The sequence below is a fragment of the Corallococcus sp. AS-1-6 genome (genome assembly GCF_020037015.1).
GTDB lineage: Bacteria > Myxococcota > Myxococcia > Myxococcales > Myxococcaceae > Corallococcus.
The window spans coordinates 68,617-88,236 of sequence record NZ_JAIQDE010000007.1; the positions used below are offsets into that span (position 1 = coordinate 68,617).

At 68.4% G+C, this 19,620-nt stretch carries 11 protein-coding genes; 8 read left to right on the plus strand and 3 right to left on the minus strand.

The features are described 5' to 3' along the window. Positions 1 to 16 precede the first annotated feature (16 nt). The 6 genes from K8612_RS11855 to K8612_RS11880 all read left to right on the plus strand — a co-directional run bounded on the left by K8612_RS11855 (position 17) and on the right by K8612_RS11880 (position 12,845). Entirely contained in the window at positions 17 to 2,800 is a 2,784-nt protein-coding gene (locus K8612_RS11855; RefSeq protein ID WP_223762344.1) for a helicase-related protein, read from the plus strand. Further along, positions 2,800 to 6,798 (plus strand): Eco57I restriction-modification methylase domain-containing protein, encoded by a 3,999-nt coding sequence (locus K8612_RS11860; RefSeq protein ID WP_223762345.1) that lies wholly within the window; start codon positions 2,800 to 2,802, stop codon positions 6,796 to 6,798. Before K8612_RS11855 ends, K8612_RS11860 begins: the two co-directional genes overlap by 1 nt. Continuing rightward, positions 6,795 to 7,583: an HNH endonuclease gene (locus K8612_RS11865; RefSeq protein WP_223762346.1), complete on the plus strand. Its 789-nt coding sequence runs from the start codon at positions 6,795 to 6,797 to the stop codon at positions 7,581 to 7,583. Before K8612_RS11860 ends, K8612_RS11865 begins: the two co-directional genes overlap by 4 nt. Positions 7,584 to 7,892: 309 nt before the next feature. Continuing rightward, positions 7,893 to 9,335: a hypothetical protein gene (locus K8612_RS11870; RefSeq protein WP_223762347.1), complete on the plus strand. Its 1,443-nt coding sequence runs from the start codon at positions 7,893 to 7,895 to the stop codon at positions 9,333 to 9,335. Beyond that, the gene (locus tag K8612_RS11875) at positions 9,325 to 11,514 is read left to right on the plus strand and encodes a hypothetical protein (RefSeq protein WP_223762348.1); all 2,190 of its coding nucleotides are present in this window, start codon (positions 9,325 to 9,327) and stop codon (positions 11,512 to 11,514) included. The genes K8612_RS11870 and K8612_RS11875 overlap by 11 nt, the downstream gene beginning before the upstream one ends. A gap of 26 nt (positions 11,515 to 11,540) precedes the next feature. Beyond that, entirely contained in the window at positions 11,541 to 12,845 is a 1,305-nt protein-coding gene (locus tag K8612_RS11880) for a hypothetical protein (protein ID WP_223762349.1), read from the plus strand. Positions 12,846 to 13,006: 161 nt separating this feature from the next. Here K8612_RS11880 and K8612_RS11885 read toward each other — a convergent pair whose 3' ends face one another. After that, positions 13,007 to 13,768: a DUF5953 family protein gene (locus tag K8612_RS11885; RefSeq protein WP_223762350.1), complete on the minus strand. Its 762-nt coding sequence runs from the start codon at positions 13,766 to 13,768 to the stop codon at positions 13,007 to 13,009. Positions 13,769 to 13,858: 90 nt separating this feature from the next. Then, positions 13,859 to 14,083, minus strand: a complete 225-nt coding sequence (locus K8612_RS11890; RefSeq protein ID WP_223741362.1) for a hypothetical protein — start codon at positions 14,081 to 14,083, stop codon at positions 13,859 to 13,861. Positions 14,084 to 14,428: 345 nt separating this feature from the next. On the opposite strand from K8612_RS11890, the gene K8612_RS11895 reads away from it, so the two are divergent. Continuing rightward, complete coding sequence (locus K8612_RS11895) at positions 14,429 to 16,696, plus strand: hypothetical protein (RefSeq protein ID WP_223762351.1); 2,268 nt, start codon at positions 14,429 to 14,431, stop codon at positions 16,694 to 16,696. Here the strand turns inward: K8612_RS11895 and K8612_RS11900 are convergent. Beyond that, positions 16,693 to 17,697, minus strand: coding sequence for a hypothetical protein (locus tag K8612_RS11900; RefSeq protein WP_223762352.1), 1,005 nt, complete (start codon positions 17,695 to 17,697; stop codon positions 16,693 to 16,695). The genes K8612_RS11895 and K8612_RS11900 overlap by 4 nt on opposite strands. Before the next feature lie 222 nt (positions 17,698 to 17,919). Here K8612_RS11900 and K8612_RS11905 point away from each other — a divergent pair, with 222 nt between their 5' ends. Then, on the plus strand, positions 17,920 to 19,533 hold the full coding sequence (locus K8612_RS11905) for a LysM peptidoglycan-binding domain-containing protein (RefSeq protein WP_223762353.1): 1,614 nt from the start codon (positions 17,920 to 17,922) through the stop codon (positions 19,531 to 19,533). The last annotated feature ends 87 nt before the right edge of the window (positions 19,534 to 19,620 follow it).

Sequence of the window (19,620 nt, forward strand, 5' to 3'; positions counted from 1 at the left end):
GGGGTACCACCACACCATGAACACCATCACCTGGAGCCCGGGGAGCCTCGTACGGGCTCGTGGCCGGGAGTGGATCGTCCTCAACGGCGGCAGTGCGGAGACCCTCCGGGTCCGGCCGGTGGCTGGCAGCGAGGACGACGCCATCCTCATTCACCTCCCGCTGGAGGCGGAGCCGGTGTCGGACGCCGCCTTCCCCCCGCCGACGCTGGCCCAGCGCGCGAGCCAGGATGGGGCGCAGTTGCTGCGTGACGCGCTCACGCTCTCGATGCGACGGGGCGCGGGTCCCTTCCGCGGCTTCGGGCAGATCTCCATCCAGCCCCGCGCCTACCAGCTCGTGCCGCTGATGATGGCCTTGCGGCAGGAGACGGTGCGCCTGCTGGTGGCTGACGACGTTGGTGTTGGCAAGACCATCGAGGCGGCGCTCATCGTCCGCGAACTGCTGGACCGCGGCGACGTGGACCGGTTCAGCGTGCTGTGTCCGCCACACCTCGTGGAGCAGTGGGTGCATGAGCTGGACGTGGGCTTCCACCTGCGTGCGGTCGCCGTCACGGCGGCCAATGCGTCGCGCCTGGAAAAGGCAATCCCCCAGACGACGAGCCTCTTCGAGGTACATCCCTTCACCGTCGTCAGCCTCGACTACATCAAGAGCCAGAACCGCCGGGACGAGTTCCTCCGCAGTTGCCCCGGCTTCGTCATCGTGGACGAGGCGCACACCTGCGCGGCGACGGGTCAGGGACGGCATCAGCGCTATGAGCTTCTGCGCGCCCTCTCGCAGCGCGCGGACCGTCACCTCGTGCTGTTGACGGCCACGCCCCACAGCGGTGACGAGGCGGGCTTCTACCGGCTGCTCGGCTTGCTCGACCCTGCGTTCCAACGGCTGGAAGTGGTGCAGGGGGACGAGCGCAACGCATTGCGCGAGCGCCTGGCCCGGCACTTCGTGCAGCGGCGACGCCCGGATCTCGACGAGTGGCGAGAGGGAGAACTCTTCCCGGACCGGCAGACCCGGGAGCTGACGTACACCCTCTCTGGCGCCTGGGAGCGCTTCTTCGACGCGGTGCTCGACTACTGCGCCACCGTCATCGAGTCGGCCAGCGGGGATGCCCGGCGCCAGCGCCTGAATTTCTGGGGCACGCTGGCCCTCATGCGCTGCGTGGCGTCGAGCCCACGGGCCGCGGTGCAGGCCCTGCGGACCCACGCGACGCCAGGAGAAGAGGCTGAAGCGGAGCTGGAGGAGCGGCTCTTCGACGGAGGCGACGACGCCCTCCCGGAGGATGATCTTGAGCCCCCGGCGGCGACTGGAGACGCGGACCTCCAGAAGCTCATCGCCCAGGCCGAGGAGCTCAGCGGGCAGTCGGGAGATCCGAAGCTCAAGACCCTCGTGGGGCATGTGAAGGAGCTGCTCGGGGAGGACTTCGCGCCCGTCGTCTTCTGCCGCTACATCGCCACGGCGCATTACCTGGGCGCCCACCTCGCGAAGCAGTTCCCGGACGTGATGATCAAGGTGGTGACGGGCGAGCTGACGCAGGACGAGCGCAGGGAGGCCGTGGCGGCGCTGCGGGCTGAGGAAGGCAAGGTCCTCCTCATCGCGACCGATTGCCTCTCCGAGGGCGTCAACCTGCAGGAGTCCTTCAACGCGGTCATCCACTACGACCTCTCGTGGAATCCGATGCGGCATGAGCAGCGGGAAGGCCGCGTGGACCGCTACCTCCAGAGCCGGCCAGTCGTCCGGGCGACGCTCCTCTACGGTCAGAACAACCCCGTCGATGGCGCGGTGCTCGAGGTCATCCTGCGAAAGGCAGAGCGGATCCGCCGGGAACTCGGGGTGCCGGTGCCGCTCCCCGACGAGGGCCACTCGTTGACGCAGACGCTGATGCGCGCGGTGCTGCTGAAGCATCGGAAGCCTGGCAGACAGGCGATGCTCGACTTCGGGGGAGACGCGGCGGCCACCATCGAGGCCACGTGGCAGAGCGCGGCCGAACGGGCCCAGAAGAACCGCACCGTCTTCGCGCAGAAGCGCCTGCGGCCCGGCGACGTCCTGCCCGAGTACGAGCGCGTGCGTCAGGCCATCGGCGGGCGGGAGGACGTCGAGCGCTTCGTCTCACGGGCCATGGCCCGGCTTGGCGCCGCGCCGGAGCGCCTCAAGCGCGGCGTGCGTCTACAGCTCGCCGCGCTTCCGGCCGAGGTTCGCGAGCGGCTGGAGAATGAAGGGCTGGCAGGCTCGCTGCTGGTGGATTTCGAGCCTCCCGGTGGCGAGCACCGCCGACTTGTTCAGCGGGCCCATCCCCTCGTGGCGGTGCTGGCCGAGACCTTGCTCGAGCGGACCCTGACCTCCGCCGGAGACGGCACCTCGACCGACCCTTCCGTCCTGGGCCGCCTCGGGTGCTGGGAGTCCTCCGGCGTCACGGAGCGCACGACGGTGGTGCTCCTGCATCCGCGTCACCAGCTCACCACGGTGAAGGGCTCGCGGACCCACACGCTGCTGGTCGAGGAGTCGACGGCCGTCTCATGGGGCGCGAGCGGCCCGCCTCGTGAAGGGGCGGAGGCGTTGGCGCTCCTTGCGCTCCCTCCCGCAGGGGATCCCCCTGCGCACGTGCGTGACCGCGAGCTCACCCGGGCGCTCGCGTTGGTGGAGTCGTCGCGAGAGCAGCTCGCCGCCGTGGCGGAGGGCCGGGCCCAGGCCCTGCTCGCGGACCACCGGCGCGTCCGGGAGGCGGCAGGCGACCGGGGAAGCTACTCGGTCAAGGCGCTGCTCCCGGTGGATGTCATCGGTGTCTTCGTGCTGCTCCCGGAGGTGAAGTGATGGCGTCGAGACGTCTCCGCCGCGAGTCGCGGCTCGCCTTCGATGCGCTCGCCATCGAGGGCGGCCTCCTGTCTCCCGAGTGGCTCGCGAAGGTGGCGCAGCTCGAGGCGCCCCGGCAGGCGCCCGCGGACTACGACATCGAAAAGGGGTTGCAGATCCGCGACGAGATTGGCCGGTATTGGCGCATCGCGGAGCCGAAGTGGCGGGACTTCGTGGCCGCGCGGGCCGCGGGCGGTGACTCGCGGGCCGCCGCCGAGGACTTCGTCACCGGGCTGCTGTCCAAGGTGTTCGGGTTCGGGTCATTGAAGCAGGTGGGCACCGTCACCTCCGGCGAGCGCTCGTACCCCCTCGGGTGGGCGGCGCTCGATGGAAGAGTGCCTGTGGTCATCGCCGGGCCGCTGCCACCCGGCGCGAAGGAGAGCGCGCTCGACAAGCTCTCGGCCAGTTTTGGCGAGGAGTCCCGGCGGCGGACGCCCTTCGGCCTGTGTCAGGAGTTCCTCAACGCCAACGACGGCGCGATGTGGGGGCTCGTCACGGACGGGCTGACGCTGCGCGTGCTCCGCGACAATGTCAGCCTCACCCGGCCCGCATGGCTGGAGGTGGACCTGCAGGCCATCTTCACGGGCGGCCGGTTCGCGGACTTCGCCGCGCTCTGGCTGCTCATGCACCAGACGCGCTTTGGCCGGTCAGGACAGGCATCTTCGGAATGCCCGCTCGAGCAATGGCGCGCCCTTGGACGGGAGGAAGGGACGCGGGCCCGGGAGCAGCTCCGCGATGGCGTCGAGGCGGCGCTGCGGTCGCTGGGGCAGGGGTTCCTCGCCCACCGTGACAACCAGGCGCTGCGTCAGGCGCTCGACCAGGGGACGGTGACGGAGCACGACTACTTCCAGCAGCTCCTGCGGCTCGTCTACCGGCTGATCTTCCTGTTGACCGTGGAGGAGCGTGGGCTCTTGCATCCGGAGGGCACCCCGGATGAGGCGAAGGCGCTCTATGCCGGCGGCTACTCGCTCCAGGGAATGCGGGAGCGGGTGGTGCGCCGCAGCGCGCATGATCGCCACCACGACGCCTGGGAGGCAGTGAAGGTCTCCTTCCGGGGGCTGGCCACGGGACAGCCGGCACTCGGGCTGCCGGCGCTCGCGGGCATCTTCGCGCCCGCGCGGTGCCGGGACCTGGACGCGGGCCGCATCGAGAACCGCTTCTTCCTTCATGCGCTCTATCGTTTGTCCTGGCTGCAGGAGGCCGGCGGGCTGGCCCGCGTGAACTGGCGCGACATGGGCCCGGAGGAACTGGGGAGCGTCTACGAGAGCCTTCTCGAACTCACCCCGCGCGTCGTGAACGGGGGCCGTGAGTTCACCTTCGCCGAGGGCGCGGAGGGCAAGGGGCACGCCCGGAAGACGACGGGGAGCTACTACACGCCGGACAGCCTCGTGCAGGTGCTGCTCGACTCGGCCCTCACGCCGGTCATGGAGCGCGCGGAGGCCGCGCGTCCGGACGCGAAGGCAGAGGCGCTGCTGGGGCTGACGGTGGTGGATCCCGCGTGCGGGAGTGGTCACTTCCTGCTCGCGGCGGCGCGGCGGCTGGCTGCACGGGTGGCCCAACACGAAGCGAAGGGCACCGCATCACCGAAGCAGTACCAGCATGCCCTGCGCCAGGTCGTGAGCCGCTGCATCTTCGGCGTCGACCTGAACCCTCTCGCGGTGGAACTCTGCAAGGTGGGCTTGTGGATGGAGGCCGTCGAGCCCGGCCTTCCCCTCTCGTTCCTGGACTCCCACGTCCAGTGCGGCAACGCGCTGCTGGGCACCCTGCCGGGGCTCATGGACGGCGGCATCCCCGACGAGGCCTGGGCGCCTATTGGCGAAGATGACCGGAAGACGTCCAGCGCGCTGAAGAAGCGCAACAAGGTGGCGAAGAAGCAAGCCCCGTTGCCGCTTGGGGTGGCCCGCGAGGAGTCACTGGTGCTGGAGAAGGCCGTGGTGGCCCTCGATTCGGCGCAGGACCTGGACGTCACGGCCCTGGCGAAGAAGGAGGCGGACTGGGCGGCGCTGCGAGGGTCAAAGGAGTTCGCCCACCTGAAGCTCGTCGCGGACACCTGGTGCTCGACCTTCGTGTGGCCGAAGCCCGCGCCGACGGCGAAGGTGGTGGAGGTTGCCCCGACGGAGGATGGATGGCGGCTGCTGCGGGACGGGGAGGTCGAACCGTCCCCTCTGATGGTCGAGACGGTGCGAGGGCTCACTCGGCGGTATGGCTTCTTCCACTGGCAGCTCGCGTTCCCGCAGGTCTTCGCTCGTGGCGGTTTCGACGTCGTGTTGGGCAACCCGCCCTGGGAGCGGGTGAAGTTGCAGGAGCAGGAGTTCTTCGCGTCGCGCAGTGCGGCCATTGCGTCCGCAGAGAACGCGGCGGTGAGGAAGAAGCTCATCGCGAAGCTGCCGGAGGAAGACCCCCGCTTGTGGGAGGAGTGGAGCCAGGCCAGCCGGGAGGCGGAGGGACAAAGCCACTTCGTGCGGCAGTCGGGCCGGTTCCCTCTGTGCGGCAAGGGTGACGTGAACACCTATGCGCTGTTCGCGGAGCACAACCGAACCGTAACTGCCCGAAATGGGCGTGCCGGCTTTATCGTGCCCACGGGGCTTGCCACTGACGATACGACCAAGGAGTACTTCGGTACGTTGATCTCCGGACGTGAACTTGCGTCATTCTTCGGCTTCGAGAACGAGGAGTTCGTCTTTCCCGGCGTCCACCACGCATTCAAGTTCGCGCTGCTGACCATCGACCGTGGCGGTGGTACTGAAAACGCCGATCTCGTGTTCTTCGCGCGGCAGGTGTTGGCATTGGCCGATACATCAAGGCACTTCACGCTTTCCTCCGCTGACTTTGAACTCCTCAATCCGAACACGAAGACCTGTCCGACGTTCCGCTCGCAGCGGGACGCGGAGCTGAATCTGCGCATGTATTGGCGCGCAGGCGTATTGTGGCGTGAGGACGACGCGGCCGGAGGAAATCCCTGGGGTTTGCGCTTCATGGCCATGATTCATATGGCGAACGATTCAGCCCTGTTCTGGTCTCGCGATCGTCTTGAGGCTGCTGGATTCACCCTGCACGGCAACCACTTCAAGAAGGAGCTGGAGACCTGGCTCCCGCTCATGGAGGCCAAGATGGTCCACCAGTTCGACCATCGGTTCGGCACGTATGAGGGGCAGACCCAGGCGCAGGAGAATCAGGGGAAACTGCCAGAGTTCGATGACGCGGCGCACGCCGAACCAGAGCGACTCACGCACCCGTACTACTGGGTCGCCGCCACGGAGGTCCATGAACGCGTGAAGGGTGTTTGGGCCCAGGATTGGTTCATCGGCTGGCGGGACATCTGCCGGAGCACGGATCAGAGGACTGTGATTGGTGCAATCTTCCCCAGGGCCGCAATTGGTCATACGACTCCTCTCCTGTTCACCAAGCAGCCGCCGAGTATGGCTGCTGCCCTCTACGCGAACCTCATGGCGTTTGTTTTCGACTATGCCGCGCGTCAGAAGGTGGGGGGGACACACCTGACCTACGCATACTTCAAGCAGCTTCCCGCACTAAAGCCTGAGCAGTTCACTGCTGGATGCGCCTGGTCGAAGGAGGTCGGTGTTGCTGAGTGGATCGCTCCCCGTGTCGTTGAGCTGACCTACACGGCCTGGGACCTTGAAGGCTTCGGGACCGACGTGGGCTTCGAAGGGCCGCCGTTCCGCTGGGATCCCGAGCGCCGTGCGCTCCTGCGTGCCGAACTCGACGCCGCCTTCTTCCACCTCTATGGCCTCTCGCGCGACGACACGGACTACATTCTCGAAACGTTCCCGATCGTGAAACGGAACGACGAGAAGAAGCATGGCGAGTACCGCACGAAGCGCCTCATCCTCGAGCGCTATGATGCGCTGGCCGCCGCCAGCCGGACCGGCGCATACGAATCCCCGCTCGTCCCGCCGCCAGCGCATGCTTCGCAGCGCCATCCCTCGCGTTCCCGATGACGCTCACCCTGGTCCAAAGGTCGCTGCTGGAGAAGGTCGCCCAGGACAACGGCTTTGACGTCCCGGAGACGGCCGTGGACCCGTGGCTGTCCTTTGCGAGTACCCAGGTCCCGTTGCGGCTGTGGCTGGGCGCCATGGATGATGCGTGGCTCGTCGCGTTTTCACAGCCAGCCGTCGCGGCCGAACTGCTTCCGTTGACCGGCGAGACCTCCGCCGCGTTGCCTTCAGGGGCCGCGGCGGCCGGGCGGGTCGCGGACCTCATGCAGCTTCACCGCGTGGTCCGACGCGCGTACCAACTCTCGGGCACGTTGCCCGACGAGCTGTTCCACCTGTTCGAGCGCGTCACGAAGGACCTGCCTCAGACGACCGAAGTCGAGCGCCTCACGGTGCAGCGGGTGGGGCAGGACCTCTTCCGGGAGGGACTTCTGCGCTATTGGGAGGGCCGCTGCGCGGTCACCGGACTCTCCGAGCCCGAACTCCTGCGCGCCAGCCACATCAGACCGTGGGCGAAGTGTGAGACCGCCCAGGAGCGCCTCAACGTGTTCAACGGCATCCTGCTGGCGGTCCACCTCGACGCCGCGTTCGACCGCGGGTTCATCACTTTCGAGGACGGGGGACGAATGGTCATCTCCTCGGCCCTGTCCCCGGAGGACTCCCAGCGGTTGGGCTTGAATCCCGGACTCTCGTTGACGCGGATTGACCCACTGCACCGCACGGCGCTGGCGTGGCACCGGGCGAACTGTTTCCGAGGGCGTGTGAGCAAGGCGGATGACCTTCGCGGATGAAGCACCACCCAGGCCGTGGGATATCGAGAAGCAAGGCCTCCCATGAGGCTCATATCCCTGCCACTCGGATGACGGGAGCGCGGCTCGGGCAAGCTACGGGCATGGGCGGCAGGAGGCTGCCTGCTCCGCCTGCTGGTTCCGGATCCAGACAGGAATCGTGGCATGACACATCTGCCCATGGGCCGTCGTGGCCCCGGGTGGCTGGTGGCGCGCCCTCCGTGCAATGCATTGGCCCGCGCTCCGCGGCCCTGTCGGACCGAATGGGAAGACTCGGTCCTTTTCCCGGCTGGGCCTTCCAAGGAGACGCCGATGTTCATGCGCTGGAGTTGGGTCATCGTGCTGTTGCTGTTACCCGGCGCGGGAGGGGCGCAGGAGGTTGCCGTCCCAGAGGACCTTGACGCGACCGTGCGCAGGCTGGAGGAGGCGATTTCGGCCGAGTTTTTCGGCGAGGAAGAAGAGGGATCGGCACCTCCCGAAGAGGAGGCTTCACCGTCCGCCACGTCCGACTCGATGGCGCCATGGACGAACCTGCTGCGCATGGACGCGGCGACGTTGACGTTGCTGCCCCGAAGGGGAGCGGGTACCGCAGAAGGCTTCGTACAGGTGGAGCCCATGGTTGCCTTGGGGAAGGGGGAGTCGTCGCGCCTCATCCTCGGGGCGCCCGTGCGGCTTCGGCTGTGGGGTGGAGGGGAAGGGGCGGGCCTCGTGCGGAAGGAGGACTGGGACACGCTGTCCGACTGGGGGCAGGTGGTGCGCCTCTTCATGGTGGGTGGGGACACGCCCGACTCGGTGTGGTTGGGGATGATGGAGGGCTACTCCCTCTTGTCCGGGCACCTGGTGCGGCGCTACGGCAACCGCGTCAACCCCGACTCCCACCCTGCCGGCGTCATCGCGACGGGAACGCTGGGGCCCGTGTACGCGGAAGCCTTCGCCTCGGACGTGCTGAGCGCTCGCCTGATGGGAGCGGAGGTCGCCCTGGACGTGCAGCACATCCTCTTCGGCCGCCCCTCTGTCCCGGGACGCTACACGCTGGCGCTGTCGGCGGTGCATGACTGGGGGCGGGGAGGCGGTACTCCGAGGCCCAGGACGCTGGCGCACCTGGACGTCACCGCCGTGGTGCTGCGGCGCGGGGGCAAGGGCCAGAGGCTGGAGGCGCACCTGCTGGGCGGGTGGGGCGGCCGCCCGGCCGAGGGCGGAGCGTGGGGCGCGGTAGCGGGCGTGGGCGTGGATGCGTTGACGCCGACGGTGGACCTGCGGGCGCGTCTGGAAGGGCGCCTGCAGCGCGGAGGCTTCCGTCAGGGGGTCTTCGGCCCGGACCATGAGCTGGCGCGCTTCCAGGTGGCGGGCCCGGCCTCCGTGCCGCTCGCGGAGGCGTCCTTCCCAGAGGGGACTTCCGTCTACGGGGAGGTGATTCTCGGCTGGGACGCGGTGCGGCTGAGTGGCATGCGCCAGCGTCACCTCTTCCTTTCCCTGGGCGTGGAAGCCTTCTCCTGGGGCCGCGTGGACATGGACGGGCGGGTGGAGGCGCAACTCTTCCACCGGAACTTCAGCCTGGGGGTCGGCGGACTGGCGACGGCCATGGGCCAGTCCGGAGCGCGCTACCTCGTTTCGGGGGAGGCCCGGTGGCGCTTGCTGGGCGGCAACCTCTACGCGTTGGGGCAGGGCGGCACGCTGCTGTTCCCCTCGCCGGAGGGGACACTGCGGCCGGGGGCCTTCGCGGCCTTGGGGCTGGGGGTGGACAATGCGCGCTGAGCGACCGCCGCGCGGCGGAGCGGGCCTGGTGCTGACCCTGGCGCTCCTCACGGCGGGGTGTGCCTCGCTGCCCGCTGGGGCGGGCCGTGGAGGCACCCTGGCTGCCGTCTCGGGCTCGACGCCCATGGCGGCCCTGGAGCGGAGTGCCATCGCGAGTCTCCCCGAGGACGACGCACTCGAGGACTTCGATGACGAGGAGGCCGAGGGCGGAACGCTCCTGCACCGTCGCCGGGCCACGCCGTCCCCTCCGGGGCCCGGCGGAGGTGAGACGACGCCCCTTCGAGTGGCGGGTGCGTGCGGGGATGTCCCTTCGGGCTGGCCGCACCTGGACTCGTCAGAGGAGGAGGTGCTGGCGCCCTTCCTGGAGTGCACCACGCCAGCGGCCTTCCTGGCCTTGCAGCGCCAGGTGGACATGCCCCGGCTGGTGGAGGCCCTCTCGGACTGGAATGCCGTCCGGCTGGGCGCCCTGGGGCCCCTGGAGGCCGACGCCACCCGCGTCCTCCTCGAAAAACGCGCGGCCTTCCTCTCCACCGCCATCGAGAAGCACGGCCTGGCCAGGGCGGAGGTTCTGGCCCTCTTCGTCCTGCACACCACCCACGACGACGAGGTTCGGCAGCTCCTGCGTCTGCTGGCCGAGGACAAGCTGCTCACGCGCGCCCTGGGGGCCATGGAGATCGTGCGCGATGAGCTGAAACAGCGGGGCCTGCCCCTCACCGACTTCCCGGAGAGGGACTTCCGCGCGGGTGACATCGCGCGCGGGCTGGGCCGGGCCGCGGATGACGTCGCGGCCTCCATTCCCCTCGTCGGTGGAAGCCGGAGCGCGGACGCATCCGCGCTTCCCCTGCGGCTCCCTCCGCCCTACCGCGCCGCCTACGAGGAGGTAGAGAAGGCGCAGTACCTGGGAGCCTTCGCGCCGGGCAACGTGGCCCTGGCGTCCTTCGACCACCTCACCTTCGGTGTGCCGCTGGGTTTCTATCACCTGACGGCGGGGACAGCGCGGGGCGGGGTCTCCCTCGCCAAGGGGGAGTACGAGGAGGCCACGCGGCAGTTGGCGCCCGCGGCCCTCATGGTGGGCCTGTACGCGGGAGGAAAGGGGGCGCGCGCATTCTGTGAAGCCGGCCTCTCCCGACAGGAGGGAGCCCTGCTTCAAGCGGTGGTGCCCCGCGTGGAGGCGCTGAAGGCGGTGCTGGCGAGGTTGGAGGCGCGACTTGGAAAGAGCGCCGTAGGGGAGGTGGCCCGTCACCTCCAGCGGAACCGGGAGGCAGCCCTCCTCGTGGGGGAGTGGGGCGAGGCGGGTGCTCTGGCGCTGCACGAGGCGCGAGGCAATATCGCCCAGGCACAGGCCGCGTTGGCGGTGCGGCACCGCGAGCCCCCGGGTGCTGGGGGCACCAGCGGGGGCTCAGGGGGAAGGGGCGGTCCCCGGCTCCCCGTGCCCTCCGAGGCGGCCGGACTCCCGGCGGAGGTGGCGGAGGCGAAGTTCAAGCAGTGGGAGGCGGAGTTCCCGGGAGCGCGCCTGCCGATGAATGTGGATGCGCTGACGCGGCACCGCCAGGCCCTGCGAGAAGCTGCTCCTGCCGAGCTCAAGACGGATCCACTCTGGGCCGACTACGTGGCGTACCTGGAGACGCGGGCCGCTGAAATCAAGCAGGGGATCGCGGAGAAGGGGCCGCTGAAGTGGGCGGGCTACCGGCTCGTCCGCGATAGGTATGCCCGGGGCCTGGACTTCGAGAGAAGGATGATCGCCCTGCTGGAGGCGGACGCGGCCCTGCCGCGGGCGAATCGGCGGTGGCTCATGGACTTCGACCAGCCGCGCATCGAAACGCACGTGGGAGTGGCGAAGGCGGACCTTCGCTTCGCGGATGTGCTCGTCATCGAAGAGGGGCCCGCTGCTGGCCCGACGCCCCGGGTGGAGACGTTCAGCTTCAAGAGCCGGGACCTCCGCTTCTTGGAGCAGAGGGAGTTGGCTACACAAATGGCAGCGGACGCCTCCGCGGCCCTACGGTATTACGGTGAGACGGTGCGCATCCGCCGAGCTGGGCTCCGACTCAAGGTGAAGGTTCAAAGGGTCCGCCTCGTCTATGAAGGTAATCCGCTCAAGCCCAAGAAGGTGGGAGCGTTGGAGGCGGCCCTGGACGCTGTCATGGAGGAAGTCGATGGGGTGGAGGTGGTGGTCCAATGAGCTCTCCTGCGTTCCATGGAGTGAATATGGACGACAACCTTCTGCTCTCGTTCGAAGGTGCTCTCGCGCATCAGGCTGACTTCGAGCGCGAGTTGGAGCCCTTCCTGCAGGCGCTTGAGGCGGGTGCCGGCGAGTGGATGCCGGACATCGTCAAGGGGAAGCGGCCACAGAGCTACTCTCGTGCTGCCATCTGGAGAATCCTGAAAGAGGAGCGCGGCGAAAGAAGCACCTCCGTTGGGCTCTATCGCAAGAAGTGGCCCATGTTGGATATGTCGCTCCGGCTCAGGCTTCCGCCTCTTCCTTCGAGCCTTCAAATATGGCTCGACGTTCAACCCCTCTCACTCTTTTCGAAGACAGAGGAATGTTGGCGGTTCATTGAGATGGTCCGGTCATGGGCCATCCACTACCCGGCGCCGTATGCTTCGGCTCACAGCATGGCTGACCGTGAATTGGCGGGATTCCCCCATTTTGGCCGCGAAGCAGAGGTGTCTCGGAGGGATGGCTTCGACAAGGTTTACGAGGTGTGTTGGCTCAACGTCTTCGGTTCGAAGCTGGTCGAGTCCGTAGGCCGAGAGCGGATGCTCTCAACGCCTGCGCGCCTCGTGGAGGAGCTTCCCAACGGCTCCGTCCTCCTGATCCTGTGGCCTACCCCTGCGGACTTCGCGAGCGACGATGCGCGCGTTGCCCAGGCCCGAGCGCATGTCCACCTGCGGCCAGACCTCGACTTCGACACGGTGCTTCGCAGGCTGAGAGCGCGCAGCGCCGCGCTCGTCCCAGTGGTGCCCCACTTCCACCCGGACCTGGCGCCGCTGCTCTCTCGGTTGCCAGACACGTTCGCCATCAGCGAGCGGCAGCAGAAGATCGCCGAACTCAACGTCTTCCGGCCACCCGAGCCGGAGGAGTGGCTCCCGGCGGCGTTGCCATCAGACGTGGAGAGTCAGGAGCGCGTCCTCTCCTCCTACGGAGAGCTGTCCGAAGGACTCGTCGCCGCGCTGCACATCCACTTGCCATCCCTCATGGACGCAACGCCCGAGTCCCTCACGGACCTCGACTTCCACCTCTGGCGGGAGAACTTTCCGGAGCGCTACACAAGGGAACTCATCGACGCGCACACGGCCCCGGCCGTGGGTGCCTACCTGGGCGGCATCCTGGTGCGCCGGCTGGGGGGGGAATGGGTGCCACGGAAGAAGCTGGAGGAGTCCCAGGTGCGGGTCGGCGAGCGCGTCTGGCTGCCCTTCCTCCGAGCCCGCCGGTACATGCAGTCCCGCCAGTCGCTGCTGGACTACTCGCTCACCCAGTTCTTCCATGAGGTGGAGCGGTTTCGTTCCTGAGCCGGCGACGGCTTCGTTGAAGGACGGCCATCAGGGCGAGGAGAAGGGGAGCGACCTGCTCTCCAAGGCCGCCCACGCCCGGGGCCGTGACGCCCGGGGCTGAGTCGAGACGAAATGGAGCAGCCGCCCACGCCAGAGAGGCGATGGGCGGCTGTGCTGTTTCAGGACAGAGGCGCCGCGCGTCCACCGATTGCTGGGAAGCGCTCGTAGGTCCGCTTGAGCGCGTCCAGGTGGGCAGGGTTGTCGTAATCGAGCGGTGCCTCCGTGAGCTGCACGATCCACCCGCCTGACGGAGTGCGACGCGCCCGGGTGAGCAGTTCGGAATCGCGAGCTGGGTCCGGGAACCCGATGACCTCCGCGGCGGCAGCCGACCAGTAGTTCACCCACCCGAGGAAAGAGGGAATCTCAGGCGCGGGGAGCGTCTCTGGAAGGTTGAGCATGGGAAGCCCACGGTGAGAGAGCTCGGGGCCGTCCGGCGAACGGCGGAACTGCTGCGCGACTTCCGAGCCGTAACCCAACGGCGACGCATGGCCCCAGAACGACCGTGCCCCTTCCGCCACGCCCTCAAGCAGTGCCGCCGCTGCCGCGATCACGGGCTCGTCCAGTGGCAGCTTGGCGTGAACCTCGAACTGGGACTGACCGCCTGGACTCAAGAGTCCTGAGCTCTCCATTCCCCAGACCGTCACGGGATAACGCTCATCACCGTTGCACACGAACGGGAATCCACCGTCCTTGTTACTCGCCAAGAGCCATTCGTCGCGCTGCGGCAATGCAATGGGGCGCCCGCCTTCGTCCAGCTTCCAGTGAAGGCGTAGGCCGGGAAATGCTCTCTCCATCCCATGGACGACAGCGACCGGTCGGCCCTTGTCAGCCATGAGCGCAGGCGCGTAGACGATAAGGGTAATGGCGCTACGCTTGGTCATCGTGCCCACTCGCGACAACGAAGAAGAAATCAGGCATTGAGAGTGAAAAGCCTCCGTGACCTGGGACACGGAGGCTGATGGTTCACCGGTCTACTGAGGGTTGGTGCAGCGCCACACCCCGCAGGAACCCTCACGCGAGCCACAGTCATACTGGCTCGAGCAAGGCTTGCAACTGGCCGAACAGATCATCTGGACGGCCTGGGTGTCGGTCGTCTCCGCCGCCGAGCCGGGGACCATGGCCAGGGCCGTGCCCGCCATGATGCCGAGGATCAGCGCGAATCCAGGAATCGTCTGCTTCAGTCGCGATGGCTTCATGTGTGCTTCCTCCGGGTGGGTGCCATCGGGCCAGAGCATCCTGCCCGCGCACGGGATGCATTCGAGCAAACACGGAAGATCGCGCCAAGGCGGAACCGCTGTGCTCCGGAGGCTCAGCCGCGAATCCAGCGGAAGGTCACGCGGTCGCCGCCCACGAGCCGGTCCCAAGGGACCCCGGTGCGCTGGTCGTTCGAAATGCGCTCCAGTCTGGAACACCGCGCGCCGGATTGGAGCGAGCGCCCGCGCCAGTCCGGTGCGCCGCGGGACCGTTCCCGGGCGGCAATGGAGAGGCACGCGGCTCGCAATGACTCTCGGCCGAACCCCTCCACCGCGAGCAGGTGTGCCATGCCGTCCGCCCCCAGCACCGAAGCCATCCAGCGCATCTCCCTGAAGAACCGCGAGTATGCCTACATCGAGGATGCCAACCGGGGCGTCGTGCTCATGGAGGTCGGCCCGCGCGTGCTGACGTTGGAGGCGCACCTGACGCTCGTGGCGAAGGAGCGCATGGTGGAGGTGGGCGCCGGGAGCTGGTGCGTGGTGCGCAACCCCGTGGTGCGCCTGGAGGGTCAGGTGGCCCTGGATGACTTCGGCCAGGCCCGCGTCGCGGTGGGCGACCGCGAGGTGCGCGTGGGCCCCAAGGTCTTTCCGCTGTACCCCGGCGAGGAGCTGGAGGGAGACATCGTCCCGGAATACGTCCTGGGCGTGTCCGAAGCGCTGCGGCTGCGCGCGCTCACCGCGTTCACGGACACCCACGTCTCGGATGCCCACCGCCGCCGCGAGGCCGGTGACGAGTGGCTGGTGCGCGGCCCCGGCCGCTACGTGCCCGGCGAGTCCGTCACCGTCGTGTCGCTGGAGAAGGCCCGCGTCCTCAAGGAGACCGAGTACTGCGTCATCCTCAACCCCGTGGACCGCGCCACCGGCCGCGTCCAGGAGGGCCGCCGCAAGGTCGTCTCCGGTCCGGATGTCTTCTTCCTCGAACCCGGTGAGGCGCTGGAAGGAGACGTGCGCCGCAAGCACGTCCTGTCGGAGCTCCAGGGCCTGAAGCTCCAGGCGCTGGATGACCTGTCCGAGAACGAGGGCGGTGAGCCTCGCGCGCGCAAGGCCGGTGACACGTGGATCGTCCGCGGCCCGCGCACCTACGTGCCCAGCGAGAAGGTCCTCATCCACCGCGAGATCGCCGCGCTGTCCCTGGGTCAGGGGGAGGGCCTGTACGTGCGCGACCTGCGCTCGGGCAAGGTGTCGCTCGTCCAGGGGCCGTGCCAGTTCATGCCGGAGGCGCACCAGGAGCTGCACGAGAAGCGCCTGTCCCCGGACGCGGAGGCGCTGCTGGGCCTCACTCCGCCGCTGCCGCCCGCGGAGGCGAAGGACGCCCGCGCGCCGCGTCCCACCACCGCGACGGAGAAGGGGGACCGCACGCGCGCCATCGTGCTGCGCATCGAGGACAGCACGGCGGTCCTCATCAACGACTTCGAGACCAACCACGCGCGCGTGGAGTTCGGCCCCGCGAAGGTGATGCTGCGTCCGTACGAGGACGTCACCGTCCTGGACCTGTCCGGCGGCACGCCCAAGCGCCCGCGTCAGCTCAAGGTGCTGATGCTGCGGCTGGGGCCGGACTTCGCCACGGACCTCTTCGAGGTGGCCACGCGCGACCACGCCCGGCTGCGCATCAAGCTCTCCTACAAGTGGCAGTTCGACGTGCAGGGCGACGCAGAGAAGGACAAGGCCATCTTCCGGGTGAACGACTTCATCGGGTACGTGTGTGAGAACCTCGCCTCGCGCATCCGCCAGGTCGCCGCGGAGAACGAGTTCGAGACCTTCCACAAGAACGCCAGCGTGCTCATCCGCCGCGCCATCTTCGGCATGGACGACGCGGGCCGCGCGCGCAAGGACCGCCTCTTCTCGGAGAACCAACTGCGCATCATCGACATCGACATCAAGGACATCGCCCCCGTCGACGAGAAGACCGCCCTGAAGCTGCGCGAGGCCATCGACACCAACATCCAGATCCAACTGGACGCCTCACGCCAGGAGGCCCAGGCCGCCGCGGAGCTCAAGCGCATCCGCAGCGAGGAGGAGAAGCAGCTCGCGGACATCGCCAGCCACCGCAAGTCGGAGGCGGAGCGCCAGTCCCTCATCGAGCTGCAGAACCGCAACCACCAACTGGAGACGCTCAGCCGCGCCAAGGTGGAGGCGGAGGCCCAACTGGAGCGCGCCCGCGTGGAGAGCGAGGAGGCCCTGGCCCGCGCCGAGTCCGACGCCCGCGCCTCGCGCATCCGCTCCGAGGCGGAGGCCGAGCGCGAACGGCTCACCACCCAGGTGGCCCTGGAGCGCCAGCAGCGCCTCAATGACCTGGAGGTGGAGCGCCAGTCGCGCCTCGCGGAGGTGGAGGCCGCCCAGTTCCGTCAGCGCGTGGAGTCCCTGGGCGGAGGGGAGAACTTCGTGAAGGCCGTGGCCGCGCAGGCCCAGGCCGCCGTCGTCGGAGGCCTGGACAAGGTCGTCTTCCTCCCCAGCGGCGCCAACCTCAACCTCTTCGACGCCATGCAGGGCCTGCTGGGCCCCGGCGGCCCACCCCGCCTGTCCGCCACCCACGCGCCGAAGCCGGCGGACGGTTAGCGCTCGTACTCGTCACACCCCGTCTCCTGCTTGGACGGGAAGGCGGACTTCTTCTCCTGGCGCACGTAGTCGTGGCTCTGGGAGAAGAGGTCCGGGCTGTTCACGGACACGGTGCCCTTCGCGGCGTTGGCCGTCTTCCACTGGAGCGCCTCCGGCTTGCCGTCCGCGGCCGTGAGCCCCAGCACCCAGGCCCCGGCGCCCTTGCCGGGCTCCACGGACGTCACCTTCAGCGTCGTGGACTCCTGGCCCAACTGCACCTCCACCTCGCCCGTCGCGGGCTTGACGGTGAAGCTGCGCGTCGCGGCCGAGCAGGGCTTGAGCACCACGAAGCCCTTGCCCTGCCGCGTCAGCTCCACCCACGTCCCCGCGAAGGGCTGGAGCTTGTCCGCGGACACCGGCGCCTTCGTGGCCGTGGGCGCCGACTCCGCCGAGCAGTCCAGGTCCTCGCGCTTGAGCAGCCCCGCCGTGGCCTTCTGGGGCCCCTGGAAGCGCGCGGCGAGGAAGTCCGGCTCCACCGGGTCGACGTACGCCTCCACCGCGTCGCCGGACACCACGAACGCCTTGCGCGGCGTGTTGGCCGCGTCCGACGCGTGGAAGCCCGCCTTGGACACCTTCACCTTGCAGATGCCCAGCGGCTTGACCGTGCTCCGGGCGAACGTGTCCCTGCCCGGGTAGCCCGCCCCGCAACAGGACGGTGACGGACCGGACTCCAGCACGAACTGCTTGGGGTTGACGCGCAGCGTCCAGGCGTCCGCCTCGCCCGCCTGCTGAAGTGACCAGTTCGTTGCTGTCTTCTTCCGCACCACCAGGGCGCAATCGCAGGTGCCCGCGCTGCTGCCCTGCGGGAAGGAACCCGAGAAGTGCACCAGCGTCTCGTTGCTGCCCTCGACGATGGCGAGCGTCCCGCCCTTGTTCGAATAGACCCCCGTGAGTCCCTCGGACCCCTGGGCCGAGGCCTCCGTGACCGCGCTCGTGACGCAAATGGCAAACAGCAATGCCACACTTTTGAATTCCGGTTGGAACCTGGACATCCGATTGGCCCTCCTGGGCGGCCTCTCCAGTCTCAGCGGATCAGTCCGCTGAAACTGAAGTTGCCGGAATCACTGGTTTCACACGATTGTGACTGGGAATGCGAAACTGATCGCACTGCCTTTCGATAATCGAGGCAATCCAAGCACGTCCGCGGCGCCTTGTTCGCGGCCTGACATAGAGGGGTCTTCTCCGTGACCGTCTCCAACATCCGCGTCAACTCCGGCGACACGCTGTCCGGCCTCGCGAAGCGCTACAACACGACCGTCGACGCGCTGGCCAAGGCGAACAACATCAAGGATCCGAACAAGATCCTCGCCGGTCAGACGCTGAAGGTGCAGGACGGCTTCGACACGAAGGGGACGACGAAGTCGAGCGCCGGGACGAAGACGTCGGGCGACAGCTTCGCGCAGTCCACCAGCGGCGCGCAGAAGACGACGCCGGCCACGAACGGGGGCTCCACCAGCGCGACCAACGGGGAGCTGGGCGGGCTGAGCCGCAAGTACGAGGCGCGCGGCCCCGGCACGGTGTCCACGGGCAAGGGCGACAAGGGCGGCGTGTCCTACGGCTCCTACCAGTTCGCCTCCGCGAACGGCTCCGCGCAGTCCTTCGTCAACTCGCTGAAGAAGACGAACCCGGAGTTCCACAAGGCGCTGTCGGGCAGCAAGCCGGGCACCGCGGAGTTCTCCGCCGCGTGGAAGCAGCTCGCGGCGAAGGACCCGAAGGGCTTCGACAAGGCGCAGCACGACTACATCAAGGCCACGCACTACGACGTGGGCGCCGCCAACATCAAGAAGGCGACGGGCATCGACCTGGATCAGCGCTCCGCGGCGCTGCGGGACGTGGCCTGGTCCACCTCCGTGCAGCACGGCCCGGGCAAGGCGGATGACATCTTCAAGAAGGCGCTGGCCGGGCGCGACCCCGCGAAGGTGAGCGACGAGCAGCTCATCAAGGACATCTACGCCGAGCGCGGCCGCACCAACGCCAACGGCACCCTGGTGCACTTCTCCGGCAGCTCCAAGGACGTGCAGAAGGGCGTGGCCAACCGCTTCAAGTCGGAGGCGAAGGACGCGCTCGCGATGCTGAAGCAGGAGAAGTCGGGCGCCACGACGAAGCCGGCCAACACCAACACGGGCGTGGTCCCCCCGTCCGTGAGCGGCGACTCGAAGCCGGGCCGCGCGGAGGGCAAGGGCACGACGCCGGGCACGAACACGTCCAAGCCCACCACGGAGGCGGACCGCACGGACACGCAGCAGGTGGCCGGGGCCAAGGACAAGCCGGCCGTGCACGTGAAGGTGCCGTACTACAGCCAGTTCGAGAACGGCCACGGCTACACCGCGAGCGACACGGCGTGCTTCAAGGCCGCGACGGCGATGGCGCGCGACTCCGGCGCCACGGTGCTGGGCCCGGACCGCCGCATCCAGGTGGGCACGAGCGAGAACAGCGTCGGCGCGCTGAAGGTGGACTCGAAGAAGGCCGCCGAGGGCCGCAGCTACATCGACAAGCAGTTGGACGCGGGCAAGCCGGTGGTGGTGGGCGTCAGCCACAAGGACGCGAGCTACAACGCGGACGGCCTCACGGACCACTTCGTGACCATCACGGGCCGCGGCGTGGACGACAAGGGCCGCACCTACTACACGTTCCACGACCCGGGCACGACCAACGCCAGCAAGGGCAAGGACACGAACCCGAACAACCGCTTCTACGTGGATGACAAGACCGGGAACATGTACCGCCCCGGCAAGGCCGCGAACGGCTACGTGACGGACCGCCACTACGACGTGGCCATGGTGCGCATCAACAAGTAGTCCCCGGCGGCGAAGAGCCCCTGGAAGTGCTCCGGCCCGGCGGCCTCGTGAAGAGGTCGACCGGGCCGTCGCACGTCCGCCGGCTGT